The sequence below is a fragment of the Sphingomonas yabuuchiae genome (assembly GCF_001477495.1).
Lineage (GTDB): Bacteria > Pseudomonadota > Alphaproteobacteria > Sphingomonadales > Sphingomonadaceae > Sphingomonas > Sphingomonas yabuuchiae_A.
Genome location: NZ_LDTF01000050.1, coordinates 1 through 13,234 on the forward strand (window position 1 = coordinate 1; position 13,234 = coordinate 13,234).

The following is a 13,234-nucleotide window of genomic DNA, read 5'->3' on the forward strand; positions in this document are numbered from 1 at the left end:
ATGGGTATAAGAGACATAGGTCTGACCGGCCGGTCTCCCCGCTCCGGGCGGGGTGGGGAGACCTGTCGTCGCGCACTCCGATGGTGTTAAATCCGGATTAGGACTTTAGGCATAGCCTCTACGCCCTGTCGTGGAGTGCCATATGAAGCCAGCCGAACCGCTCGCGCTGAACCATAGCTGGCCCTTGTTCGAGCGTGGCGTGCGTTTCGACCTGGGGCAATTATGCGCCCCCGATCCGGCTTTGACCGAGGCCGATGATGCCTGGCTTGCCGCGCATGGCATGGGCCGCTGGTCCTGCGATCTGTCCTCCGAAGGACTTCACTGGTCGACGGGCGTCTATGACCTCTTCGACTGGCAGCGGGATCGCCCTCTGGATCGGCTTGGCGTACTACCCCTTTACCGATCCGAATCCTTGTCGGCGGTCGAGCGCCTGCGCGCCTATGCGATCCGTCATCGGCGTGGCTTTACCATCGATGCCCGGATTCACCCGCCGGGCGGGCCACGCTGGATGCGGATCGTCGGTGTTCCGCAATGTCGGGGGAGGCACGTGGTAGCGCTACATGGCCTAAAAATGGACGTCAGCGCCGAATATCGTTGATCTATGTGAGGAAAAGGCTGCAATTTCCGTTGCCTGCTTGTTAGCGCGATGAAGCTTTGGCTACCATTCGCATATGACAGACAATATTACGGGAGGGGGCGGTCGCCGGGTGCGGACGATCGCGGATCTGGCGGAAATGGCGGGCGTCTCGCCCGGCACCGTCTCGCGCGCGCTGGCGGGCAAGTCGCTGGTCAATGCCGAGACACGGACGCGGATCCAGGCGCTCGCCGACCTGCACGGCTTTCGCCCCAATCAAATGGCCAGCCGTCTGCGGACCCGCCGCACCGGCGTGATTGGCATCGTCGTTCCGCTAGGGCATGACCGGCGCCAGCATCTGTCCGACCCGTTCTTCATGACCATGCTGGGCCATCTGGCCGATGCGCTGACGGAGAATGGCTATGACGTGATGCTGTCGCGCGTGATCCCGGATGCGCCCGACTGGCTGGACCGCGTGGTCGATAGCGGCATGGTCGACGGCGTGCTGTTGATCGGCCAGTCGAACCAATATGATGCGATCGAGCGGGTCGCCAGCCGCTATCGTCCGCTCGTCGCCTGGGGCGTCAACCTGCCGGATCAGGTCCATGCGGCGGTCGGCACCGACAATGCCAAGGGGGGCTATCTGGCGGGACGACGGCTGATCGAACGGGGTGCCCGTCGTATCGCCTTTCTGGGCGATATCAGCGCCCCCGAGATTCGCCAGCGCCATGACGGCCTGGCGCGCGCCATGGCCGAGGCCGGGCTGGACGGCGGCCCGGTCCAGCTTTCCACCCATCTCGCCTCCGAGGTGATGGAGCAGGAAATCGCCGCCCATATCGATGTGCTGCTGGAGCAGGGCGGAGGGACCGTCGCGATCGACGGGATCGTCGCGGCGTCGGACATGATCGCGATGACCGCCGTGAGGGTACTCGCCGACCGCGCGATCGCGGTGCCCGATACCTTGCCCGTCATCGGCTATGACGACCTGCCGCTCGCCGCGCAGGCGGTGCCGCGCATCACCACCATTCGCCAGGACATCGCGGCAGGTGCGAAGGCAATGGTCGACGCGCTGTTCGCCCGCATCGGCGGGGACGAGGCGGGTTCGGTCGTGCTCGATCCCGAACTGGTGCTTCGCGAAACGGCCTGAGGCCATTGCTCCCCGATCATGGGGAGCAATGGTCATCGATCAGGCGATCGTCACCCGATCGCCATCGAACGCCAGCCTGAACCAGGGGGCGGCCGTCCCGCCGAACCGCTCCCGGCGAAGCGCGACGTCGCCGCCCGCGTCGCGGCCTTCCGTGCCCCAATAATCGACGAAGCTGGTGACATCGCCTTCGCCCGTGACCCACCAGCAATAGGCCTGGGTCGGCTCTTCCACCGGATTGCCGGCGACCAGCCCGGTGCCGTTGACCGGTCGCCATGGTCCCGCAAAGCTGTCGGCGACCATGGCATAGAGCCCCGTCGGCGCGCCGAGGCCGGGGGCGAAGCGCTTCCCCTGGGTCGACCAGAAGCAGTAATACAGGCCATCGCGGACGATGATGTGCGGCCGCTCCAGCTCGGCATTGACGCCAAGCGATTCGATTAGCGGCGGCTGGATGGTCCAGCGGTCGCCCTCACGCTTGGCGACACCGACCACGCCGTCGATATCCTGCTTCACCCAGCCTGCCGAGCCGACGAACAGCAGATACTCCGCGCCGTCCGCCGGGTCGCGGAAATAGCCGGGATCGCGAAATCCCTTGATGCCGCCATTTTCCGGCTCGGCCTGGTTGGCGACGATATAGTGATGACCGTCCGCCGCGACGCTTTCCACCGGCTCGCTCCAGCCCTCCGTGCGGGCGGTATCGCCCTCGACGATGAAGCGGCCCTGCGTCTCGAACAACCGCTGCTCGAAGGTGCGGGGCTGGCCGCGCCGTCCGGAGGCGGTGAAATACATGGTCAGCGTCGTGTCGTCCTCGCCAAGCACCGCCGAACCCGACCATTCGCGGCTGCCCGGCGTGAAGCCGTCGGCAAAGGTCACGCCGTGATCGCGCCAGCCGTCCGTCCCATAGCTGGTCAGGCGGATGCGGGCTTCGTCATGGCGCATCTCGGGATCCGACAGGCGCGGCGTCGCCAGGAAGAACCACCAGCTGCGTCCGGCGAAAAAGGCGGTGCGGCCATCGGCATAGGCGATCTGCCACATGTCCCAGAAATCATGGTCGGGCAGGATCGGCACGACATCGGCGGCGGTGAACACCGGCAGGCGCGCGTCGGTCTGCGCAGCGATCCCGGCCAGCGCGTCGGCGGACCAATGGGCAGGGGCGGGGGTTTCGGTCATGATACCTCAGGGAGAAATCGGAAAAAGGGGGATCAGGCTTGCGGGGCGGCGCCGAGCGGCAGACCCTGCGCATTGCGGGCGCGCACCGTATAGACGGAGACGGCGGCCATCAGCATCAGCACGCCGCACAGCGTCAGCACGTTGCGCGGATCGCCGCCCAGCCAGCTTTTATAGAAGAGCGGCAGCGTCACGCCGAAGATCAGCATCGGGATGACGATCATCATGTTGAAGATGCCCATATAGACACCCGTCCGCTCGGGCGGGATCGAGCCTGCCAGGATGACATAGGGATTGCCCATCATGCTTGCCCAGCCCAGGCCGATGCCGATGGCTGGCAGGAACAGCATCGCCTTGCTGGTCATGTGCGGCAGCACCATCATGCCGATGCCGGTGATGACGAGACAGGCGGCATGGAGCGGCGCGGCGCCGATCCGCTTGGCCAGCGGCACCATCGCAAAGGCCGCGACGAAGGCGACACCGTTATAGAAGGCGGCGACCTCGCCATTGGTCAGCACCGCGGCATGGAAACCGGATGACGTCACGTCCGCCGTGCCATAGACCGACCGGCCGATCGCGTAGATCACGTAATTCCAATAGGCCATCATCGCATACCATTGGAAAAGGCTCATCAACGCCAGCTTGCGCATCGGCAGCGGCATGTCGCGGATCGCGTCGCCGATTTCCTTCAGCGTGGCACCGATGCCCTTGGGCGCAGCGGCGATGCGCGCGCGTTCTTCGGGCGCCAGCGGCAATTCGGGCACCCGCTTGATCGACCAGACGATGGTGGCGAAGGACAGCACCGCGCCGATCATGAAGACCACGCGCGCCGTATAGGGGATGTTGTGCCCATCCACCCAGTCCGGGTTCATCCCCGCCCAGACCAGGATCGAAGGGGTGAGGAAGGCGAGCATCTGCGCCAGCCCGGTAAAGGCGCTCTGCGTCAGGAAGCCGATATTATGCTGCGACCCGTCGAGCCGGTCGGAGACATAGGCACGGTACGGCTCCATGGTGATGTTGTTGCCCGCGTCGAGAATCCAGAGCAGCGACACCGCCATCAGCAGCGACGAACTGAGCGGCATGAAGAACAGCCCCAGCGCGCACAGCACCGCCCCGATCAGGAAATAGGGCGTGCGGCGTCCCCAGCGGCTGTCCGTCCGGTCGCTCATCGCGCCGATCAGCGGCTGGATCAGCAGGCCCGTCATCGGCCCGGCCATCTGCAACAGCGGAATCTGCGCCTCGGACGCGCCGAGATAGCTGTAGATCGGCGCCATGTTCCCCTGTTGCAGCCCGAAGCTGAATTGCAGGCCAAGGAAGCCCAGATTCATCTCCAGGATGCGGGTCAGCGAGAGGCGGGGCTTGGCCAAGGCCATGATTCCGGCAGGAGTAGAGGGGGTCATGCGGGTCCTCTCGCACGCGGGGGTGGGCCTATAGTCTATCGCTGGCTTGCCGCGTCGAGGCCATCATGGCGTACCGCATCACGGATTGCAACAAACGATTGCAACGATGATCGATGAACGGCGTCAGGGCAAAATAATGGGAGGTCAGGGCGTTTCGTCGCGCTTGGCTAGGACCGCGCTCTTGCGCTTGAACGGGCGGCCGACCGGGCAAACCTCTTGCACGAAGACGTGCGACGGTTGATCGTCCGGTTCGAAGAGGACCTGTCCATGCTGTTCACGATCGTCAGTCTGCTGATCGCGCCGATGGCCGCCCAACCTGCGCCGTCGAAATCGGTCTGCGATGTCGGGCGGGCCATATTGGCGGACATGCGGCCTTGGGCCGGAGACGAAACCTATCTCGAAACTGACCCGGAGCGCAGCGGCCTCATGAAGCTATGCCCGGACCTTCGTACCGTATTGCCGAGTGGCTACCGCATGGTGAACGACGATGCCCGGCGGCGGGCCGATATCCATGCCCCGCTCCCGGGACCGCGCCCTATCGCCGCCTATATCTATGCGATCGGTTCGCCCATCATCGCGACCGATGGCCGTTCGGCGACGGTGGAAGTCCTGTGCACATGCACGGGGCTGTGCGGCTCCGCCACGCGAAGCCGCTACATCCGCACGCCCCAAGGCTGGCGGCGTGACGGCAAGCCCCGGATGCTTTGGGTCTCCTGATCCACTCACCGCCCGCCGGGCGGCAGGTTCGTCTCCAGATAGCGGGTCATCAGCGAATAGAGGTGGATGCTGGTATTCTCGCCCTCATAGATGCCGTGGCTGCGGTCGGGATAGGCCATCATCGTGAACGGCTTGTTGAAGTGGATCAGGCGGTCGACCAGCTGATCCTGGTTCTGGTAATGGACATTGTCGTCCAGCGTGCCGTGGATCAGCAGCAGATTGCCCTTCAGCCGGTCTGCGAAGGTGATCGGCGAGCCGTTCCTGTACCCTTCCACATTGTCCTGCGGCAGGCCCATATAGCGCTCCTGATAGATGGTATCATAGAGCGTCATGTCGGTCGGCCCCGCCACCGCGATGCCGATCTTGTAGAGGTCCGGGTAACGAAACAGCGCATTCTGGGTCATCGCGCCGCCGCCGCTCCAGCCCCAGATGCCGATCCGGGCGGGGTCGATATAGGGCCGGGTGGCCAGCATCTTCTGCACGCCCGCCGCATAATCGGCCGAGGCGAGGATGCCGACCTGGCGATAGATGATCTTGCGCCAGTCATGCCCTCGCGGCGTAGCAGTCCCGCGCGGGTCGAGACTGGCGACCAGATAGCCCTTTTGCGCCAGCATCCGGTGCCACAGCCCCTGCGACCCGGCCCAGCGGTCCGCGACCGTCTGCCCCCAGGGTTCGCCATAGACGAAATAGAGGATCGGATAGCGCTTGGTCGGATCGAAGCCCGGCGGCTTGATCAGCCAGCCGTCGAGCTGCGTGCCGCCGCCGATATCGACGCGGAAGAATTCGGTCGCGGGCAGGCCTGTGTCCTTCACCAGCCTCGCCAGCGGCGCATTGGCGGCCAGCGTGCGCAGCGGCTGCTGGCGGGTCATGTCGAGCATGTCCGTCACCGGCGGTGCGTCGAAGCGCGATACGGTGTGCAGCGCCCAATGCTCACCCGGCGCGATGTCGTAGCTGTGCGTGCCCGGCTGGTTCGCCGGGGTCAGCCGCTCGACCTTGGGCGTGCCCGACAGGGTGGTGCGATAGAGGTAACGCTGGGTCGGATTGTCGGGCGAGGCGATGAACCAGGCATAACCCGCCTTTTCATCGACGTTCAGCAGCTCGACCACATCGAACTTGCCCGGCGTACGCAACGTCGCGCGGCCGCTTGCCCGGTCGATGGTGTAGAGGTGCCGCCAACCATCGCGTTCGGACAGCCAGGTGAAGCTGCGCCCGCCGTTCAGCCATTCGGGGGCGGGATTGGCCTCGACCCAGGCGGCGTCCTTTTCGACCATGATCGGCTTGACCGCGCCGGTCGCGGGATCGCCGAGCAGGACGTTGTAGGTGTTCTGGAGCCGGTTGGACTGCTGGATGAACAGGGCGTCGGGGCCGCCCGCCCAGCTGATCTGGGGCACGTAATTCTGGCGCGGATCCCCCGTCAGCTTGAACCAGCGGGTCGCGCCATCGGCGACATCGATCACGCCGGTCGTCACCGCCGAGTTGGTCGTTCCCGCCTTGGGATATTGCAGCGGGATCACCTGAGAATATTGGCCGCCGGTGTTCTTCACCATGTCGAAGGTGCCGACGCCCTTCGTATCGAAGCGGAGAAAGGCGATGCGCTGGGAATCCGGGCTCCACTCGAACGCGCGGTGGACGCCGAACTCCTCCTCATAGACCCAGTCGGCCAGCCCGTTGACGACATAGTCGTCGCCGTCTTTCGTCGATGCGACAGGCGCGCCGCCCTCGATCGGTTCGACATAGATGTTGTTGCCCCGGACATAGGCGATACGGCGGCTGTCCGGCGAGACGGTCGCGTAGAGCAGGGTCGAGGGGGCGGCATCGCCGCCGATCCGGTGCAGCCGCTTGGTCGTGGTGTCGTATAACCAGTAGTCGGACAGCGCATTGGTCCGGCGGAAGCGCTTGCCGTTGGTCTGGATCAGCAGCCAGCGATGGTTGGGCGACCATTCATAGCTGTCGATGCCAAGCGGCGCACGTGCCCCCGGCGGGACCAGATCGGCGGCGGCGACCTCGACCTGCCGCCGTCCGTCGGCGATCGCATAGCGGACGATATCCTGCCCGCCCTTGGGCGCGTCCTCGAGCGCGAGATAGCTTTCGCCGTCCTTGCCCCAGCGGCTGGCACGAACGGACTCGGTGCGCACCGCTCCTGGGCCGAAAATTCCCGCGACAGACAAGGCGCCGGACGGCGCGGCGGCTGGCATAGTGGACGACGAGGTGTCGGACGGCGGCACGGGCACCGGCGTCTGGGCCATAAGCGGGGCCGCCAAAGTGATCGACGACAGCGAAACCAAAAATCCGGACATCCGCCAGCACGACCGCATCGACCCACCCACTCCTCGATCAGAAGCATCGGAGCCTAACGACTGCTTTCAAAATCGTATACTCAAATCTGCGTGAAGATCGGCCGCGATAGGATTAGGGCCTCGGCGGTGGCGATCACGAAGGGATGGGCCGGTTGATGGATGCAGGAATCGAGCATGTCGCGATCATCGGCGGCGGCTTTGCGGGCACGTTGCTGGCCATTAATCTGGTCCGCCATGGCGGACCGCGCGCGACGCTGATCGAGCGGCGGGCCAACCAGCTGGCGCGCGGCGTCGCCTATAGCGCGGCGCATGCCGAGCATCTGCTGAACGTACGTGCGGGCAATATGAGCGCGCTGCGCGACGATCCCGATCATTTCGTCCGCTGGCTGGTCGCGCGCGGGACGGGGGATGCCAAGACCTTCGTGCCCCGCCGCGTCTATGGCGATTATCTGCGCGACCTGTTGATGGAGACGATCGCGGCGGACCCGGCGCGGCTGACCCTGGCGAGCGGCGAGGTGGTGGCGCTGGAGCGGGCCGGGCAAGGCTATCGCCTGAAGATGGCGGAGGGCGAAGAGCTGGCGGCGGATGCGGTGGTGCTGGCGCTGGGCAACCTGCCGCCGCACACGCCGCCGGGGATCGATCCGGCTTTGCTGGCGGAAGGCTGTTATCGCGAGGACCCCTGGGCTGGCGATATCGCCGAAGGGTTGAGCGAAGACGACCGGGTGTTGCTGGTCGGCAGCGGGCTGACCGCGATCGATGCGGCGTTGCTGCTGGACGCCAGCGGGTTCGGAGGGCGGACCATCGCCATGTCGCGTCGCGGACTGGCCCCGCGCCGTCATGCCGAGACACCGCCTGTGGCTCCCCTGCGCGAACGCCCCGCCGCCAGCCTGTCGGCGCTGGTCCGGCATATCCGCTGCGCGGCGCAGGAACAGGGCTGGCGCGGTGCGGTCGATGCGCTTCGCCCGGTGACGCAGATGATGTGGGGCGCGGCGGATGGTGCGACGCGGGCACGCTTCCTGCGGCATGTAAGGCCCTATTGGGACGTGCACCGCCACCGCCTCGCACCCTCGGTCGCGGACCGGGTGGACGGGTTGGTTGAGGCGGGGCGGCTGTCGATCGCGGGCGGCAAGCTGGTGCGCGTGGAGCCGGACGGGCAGGGGGCGCTGGTCCATTGGCGGCCGCGCGGGAGCGATGCGATCGAGACGCTGAAAGTCGCGCGGATCGTCAATTGTACTGGTCCGCAAGGCGATCTGCTTCGTTCGCGCGAGCCGCTGATCCGGCAGCTGATCGGCGAGGGGATGATCCGCCCGGATGCGCTTCGTATCGGGCTGGAGGTCGATGCGCAGAGCCATGTTGTGGCGGCGAATGGCGGTGTAGACGACCGGCTTTACTGCATCGGCCCGATGACGCGCGGCGGGCTGTGGGAGGTCGTGGCGGTGCCGGACCTGCGCCAGCAGAATTGGGAACTCGCGCGGCGATTGGCGCATGCGCAATGGGTCGGGGGCGAGGGGCTTTAAACCCTCCCCGGAACGGGGAGGGGGACCATGCGTAGCATGGTCGAGGGGTGTAACCCTCTCGAGAGCGGGACACCCCTCCGTCAGGCCTTCGGCCTGCCACCTCCCCTGCAAGGGGAGGAATTATTGTGTCGCCCCGATCTTCGTCAGCCATTGCGCATGGGTCGGCATCGACTCCGCCATCTGCCCGATCGCGCCGGCCAGTTTCGCCACGAACACCCGGCTCTGCGCGGGATCGCCATAGGCTAATAGCGGGTCCAGCCCCTCGGGCATGTTGAACTGCCCGATATGCACTGCGGCCCAGCTGGCCGGGCCGAACAGGTCCATGTCGCGCGCGACCAGTCGCCCGGCGGCGCGGAAATGGTCGATCTTCATCGCCAGCGTGTCGGGAATATCCATCCCCGCGCAATCCCGCCACAAAGCCGAATCCGTCCGCTCGGTCAGCTTGTAGTGCAGGATCAGGAAGTCGCGGATTCGCTCATATTCGGTGATCGCGACGCGGTTATATTCGGCGATCCCGGCAGGCTCGAACGCCTTTGTGGGGAAATAGGCGAGCAGCTTGGCGATGCCCGCCTGGATCAGATGGATACTGGTTGACTCGAGCGGCTCCATGAAGCCGCTCGACAGGCCGATGGCGACGACGTTGCGGTTCCACATCAGCTTGCGTCGCCCGGTCGTGAAGCGAAGGAAACGCGGATCGCCCAGCGCCTGACCGTCGAGGTTCGCCATCAGCGTCGCGGTGGCTTGGTCGTCGGAGATATGGCGGCTGCAATAGACATAGCCGTTGCCCGTCCGATGCTGAAGCGGGATGCGCCATTGCCATCCGGCCTCGCGCGCGGTCGAGCGGGTATAGGGCGTCAGCCCGTCGCCGCCGGTCGCGCACGGCATCGCCACCGCCCGGTCGCAGGGCAGCCAGTGCGCCCACTCCTCATAGCCGGTGCCCAGCGCCTCCTCGATCAGCAGCCCGCGAAAGCCCGAGCAGTCGACGAACAGGTCCCCCGCCAGCACCCGGCCATCGTCCAGCGTGACCGAGGCGACATGGCCGAGCGTGTCCTCCAACGCATGGCCCGCGATCTTCCCCTCGACCCGCACCACGCCGCGCGCCTCGGCATAGCGGCGCAGGAAGCGCGCATAGAGTCCGGCGTCGAAGTGATAGGCATAGTCGAAGGTCGAGGCGACGCTGCGCGGATCGGCCATGGGTTGGGCGAAGCGCCCGCGCTTCCCCGCGCCCCAGGCCATGGACAGGTCGTCGAAGGCGATGTCGCTGTCGGGGCCACCCGCCGCCAGCCAATGCTGGTGCACCGCCACCAGATCGAAGGATTTGCCGTGTGTGCCAAAGGGATGGAAATAGCGATGCCCCGCGCGTCCCCAGCCGACGAACTCGATGCCCAGCTTGAAGCTGCCCTTGGTCTCGCGCAGGAACTCGGCCTCGTCGATGCCGAGCGTCTGGTTGAACAGGCGGATCGGCGGAATGGTCGCCTCGCCGACGCCGACCGTGCCGATGGCGTCCGATTCGACCAGTGTGATCGACAGGCCATGGGGCATAGCATGGGCCAGTGCGGCCGCCGTCATCCAGCCCGCCGTGCCGCCGCCGACGATCACGACCGACCGGATCGCATCGGGGGAAGGGGTCGTCATCGCCATCTCTCCTTCGGACACTTATGGTCCTTCGCACTCTTAGCCGGTCGGCGGCACGCGCGCCGCTGTGCTTTCTCGATCACAGATAGGTAAATTTCTTTGCAATGGTTTGCAATGATCCGTTGCAAACGATTGCGCGTATGTTATCCAACATGCACGACATCCCGGACACCGGGGCGAATCAGGAGAGGGATATGACGACGAGCGTTCTGCGGTCCTGCGGATCGATGGCAGCCTTGGCGATGGCGCTGGTGAGTGCACCGGCCTTCGCGCAGACGGCCCAGGCCCCGACCCCGGCGACCCAGGAGGGTGCCACCCCCGATGCCGGCGCGTCCAGCGAAGACATCGTCGTCACCGCGACTAGCGGCGAGCGTTCGCGTTTCCGCAGTTCGATCTCGGTGTCGCAGGTCAGCCAGGAGGCGATCCAGAACTTCACCCCGCGTTCGACCGCGGAAATCCTGCGCAACATCCCCGGCCTTCAGCCCAGCGATACGGCGGGTCCGGGCGGCAACGCCAATATCGGCGTGCGTGGCATCCCGGTGTCGACCGGCGGCTCGGAATATGTCTCGCTGCAAGAAGACGGTCTGCCCGACGTCCTGTTCGGCGACATCAACTTCGGCAACAACGACTATTGGCTGCGCTTCGACCAGAACATCAAGACGGTTGAGGCGGTGCGCGGCGGTTCGGCCTCGACCTTCGCCAGCCAGGCGCCGGGCGCGGTCATCAACTTCATCAGCAAGACCGGTGACGTGCAAGGCGGCCAGATCGCCTATTCCAACGGCCTGGGTTTCCGCGAACACCGCGTCGATTTCGACTATGGCGGCCCGATCGACGAGACGACGCGCTTCCACATCGGCGGCTATGCGCGCAACGGCGGCGGCTACACCAACGAGAATTTCAACATCCTGCGCGGCTATCAGATCAAGGCGAACATCACCAAGGATCTGCCCGACAATCGCGGCTTCATTCGCCTGTACTTCAAGCGGCTGGACGAACAGGCCCCGACCAACACCACCACGCCGACGCTGGCCACGCTGGACGGCGACCGGGTGACGGGCTTCACCCCGCTCCCCAATTTCGACGGGCGGTCGGGGTCGGCCTATACGATCTACAACCGTAACTTCCAGTATCTGGACTATGACAATGGCGGCGTGAAGACGGCCGAGGTGCAGGGCATCCACCCGCGCGTGACCGGCATCAGCGGTCAGGTGCATTACGACATCGCCGACAATATCTCGCTGGACGACACGATCCGTTACCAGTGGATCAGCGGCAACTTCACTACCCAGTTCATCAACGTGCAGACGCTGACCGGGACGGGCGGGTTGATCGGTTCGACCGTCAACGGCCAGACGGTGAGTTCTGTCCGCTATGCGGCCGGGCCGAACACGGGCCAGTTGTTCACGGGTCCCTATGTGAACAACAACCCGAACATCAACGTGTTCATGAAGAACATGGACAATTTCGCCAACAACCTGACGCTGAACGGCAAGTTCGATGTCGGGCCGGGCAAGGCGCGGCTGACCGCCGGTCTGTTCGTGATGCGGCAGAACATCGTCCAGGACTGGCATGTCAACCGCCAGTATAGCGAGCTGAACGGGAATAACGCCGCGCCGCTCGACCTGTTCTCGACCACCGGCACGCAGCTGACCGCCGCGGGCCAGGCCGGGTTCAACGACAATTGGGGCAGCTGCTGCGCGCGCCGTGTCGACCTGACCTATACCGATGTCGCGCCCTTCCTGCAGGCGGGTTACGAGGTCGGCGGGCTGAACCTCGACGCCTCGATCCGCTATGACAGCGTGCATGGCGAAGGCACCGCGCAGGGCGGCGTCGCCGGTCCGACGACCCGCGTGACCGACGCGCTGGGCTCGGCGCTGATCCCTTCGCTGGTGCTCAGCCCGAACGTGGAGAAGATCAACTACACCGATGGCTATGTCAGCTGGTCGGTCGGCGCGCTCTATGCCTTTGACAGCAAGACCAGCGTCTTTGCCCGCGCCAGCCGTGGCGGTCGCTTCAACGCCGACCGTCGTGTCCTGTCGGGCAACTTCAACGCCGACGGCTCGCTGAACGCACAGGGGCAGGCGACCTCGGTCAACTTCCTCAACCAGCAGGAAATCGGCCTGAAGCAGCGCGGCGGGCTGGGGGGGGCATCCTATTCGGTCGAAGTCACCGGCTTCCACTCGACCCTGACCGAGAACAATTACGACTTCACCCGGATCAACAACCCGGCGCCGAACAACAATCCGAACATCTCGAACGGCTATCGCTCCTACGGTATCGAGTTCACGAGCCGCGTGACGTACGGCGACTTCCACCTGGCGGTCGACGCGACCTATGCGAACTCGAAGATCACCAGCAGCGCGACGCCGGGGCTGGTCGGCAAGAAGCCCGGTGGCCTGCCCGACTTCCTGTTCGTGGTGTCGCCCTCCTATGACGCCGGTCCGATCGCGTTCGGCGTCAGCATGAACGGCCAGACCAGCACCAAGTCGGACGACTTCAACCTCTACACCATCAAGGGCTCGACCTTCTTTAACGGCTTCATAACCGTGCGGCCGATGGACAAGCTGGAGCTGGGCCTGAACGCCAACAACATCTTCGACAAGCTGGGCTTCCGTGGCGGCGGCGGCATCTTCCCGGTCCTGTCGGCGACGCAGGGCGTGTTCAACAATACCGCGCTTTACGGGCGCACGGTGACGGCCTCGGTCCGCTACCGCTTCTGATCCACTCCCCTTGGGGCGGGTGCCACTTGGCATCCGCCTCATTTTCGTTTCAGGAGGCTGGCC

General features: G+C 65.4%; 10 protein-coding genes. 6 read left to right on the top strand and 4 right to left on the bottom strand.

Annotation, left to right across the window (positions count from 1 at the left end; translation table 11 throughout):
• Nucleotides 1-142 precede the first annotated feature (142 nt).
• Both NS355_RS10205 and NS355_RS10210 read left to right on the top strand, forming a co-directional pair.
• Nucleotides 143-598, top strand: coding sequence for a hypothetical protein (locus tag NS355_RS10205; RefSeq protein ID WP_058745616.1), 456 nt, complete (start codon nt 143-145; stop codon nt 596-598).
• A gap of 73 nt (nt 599-671) precedes the next feature.
• Nucleotides 672-1,721 (top strand): LacI family DNA-binding transcriptional regulator, encoded by a 1,050-nt coding sequence (locus NS355_RS10210; protein ID WP_058745617.1) that lies wholly within the window; start codon nt 672-674, stop codon nt 1,719-1,721.
• Nucleotides 1,722-1,760: 39 nt separating this feature from the next.
• Here NS355_RS10210 and NS355_RS10215 read toward each other — a convergent pair whose 3' ends face one another.
• On the bottom strand, nt 1,761-2,888 hold the full coding sequence (locus NS355_RS10215; protein WP_058745618.1) for a glycoside hydrolase family 68 protein: 1,128 nt from the start codon (nt 2,886-2,888) through the stop codon (nt 1,761-1,763).
• 32 nt (nt 2,889-2,920) lie between these two features.
• Nucleotides 2,921-4,285, bottom strand: a complete 1,365-nt coding sequence (locus NS355_RS10220; protein WP_244489641.1) for an MFS transporter — start codon at nt 4,283-4,285, stop codon at nt 2,921-2,923.
• A 228-nt stretch (nt 4,286-4,513) separates the two neighbouring features.
• Here NS355_RS10220 and NS355_RS10225 point away from each other — a divergent pair, with 228 nt between their 5' ends.
• Nucleotides 4,514-5,002: a hypothetical protein gene (locus NS355_RS10225; protein ID WP_209445062.1), complete on the top strand. Its 489-nt coding sequence runs from the start codon at nt 4,514-4,516 to the stop codon at nt 5,000-5,002.
• 5 nt (nt 5,003-5,007) lie between these two features.
• Here the strand turns inward: NS355_RS10225 and NS355_RS10230 are convergent, their stop codons facing one another.
• The gene (locus NS355_RS10230; RefSeq protein WP_244489642.1) at nt 5,008-7,137 is read right to left on the bottom strand and encodes a S9 family peptidase; all 2,130 of its coding nucleotides are present in this window, start codon (nt 7,135-7,137) and stop codon (nt 5,008-5,010) included.
• On the opposite strand from NS355_RS10230, the gene NS355_RS19325 reads away from it, so the two are divergent.
• Entirely contained in the window at nt 7,130-7,393 is a 264-nt protein-coding gene (locus tag NS355_RS19325; protein WP_244489643.1) for a hypothetical protein, read from the top strand. The genes NS355_RS10230 and NS355_RS19325 overlap by 8 nt on opposite strands.
• A gap of 61 nt (nt 7,394-7,454) precedes the next feature.
• Complete coding sequence (locus NS355_RS10235; RefSeq protein WP_058745647.1) at nt 7,455-8,816, top strand: FAD/NAD(P)-binding protein; 1,362 nt, start codon at nt 7,455-7,457, stop codon at nt 8,814-8,816.
• 120 nt (nt 8,817-8,936) lie between these two features.
• On the opposite strand, the gene NS355_RS10240 is transcribed toward NS355_RS10235, so the two are convergent.
• Nucleotides 8,937-10,451 carry a tryptophan halogenase family protein gene (locus tag NS355_RS10240; protein WP_058745648.1) on the bottom strand — a complete coding sequence of 505 codons (1,515 nt, stop codon included), beginning with the start codon at nt 10,449-10,451 and terminating at the stop codon, nt 8,937-8,939.
• A gap of 194 nt (nt 10,452-10,645) precedes the next feature.
• On the opposite strand from NS355_RS10240, the gene NS355_RS10245 reads away from it, so the two are divergent.
• Nucleotides 10,646-13,171 carry a TonB-dependent receptor domain-containing protein gene (locus NS355_RS10245; RefSeq protein WP_058745649.1) on the top strand — a complete coding sequence of 842 codons (2,526 nt, stop codon included), beginning with the start codon at nt 10,646-10,648 and terminating at the stop codon, nt 13,169-13,171.
• Nucleotides 13,172-13,234 lie beyond the last annotated feature (63 nt).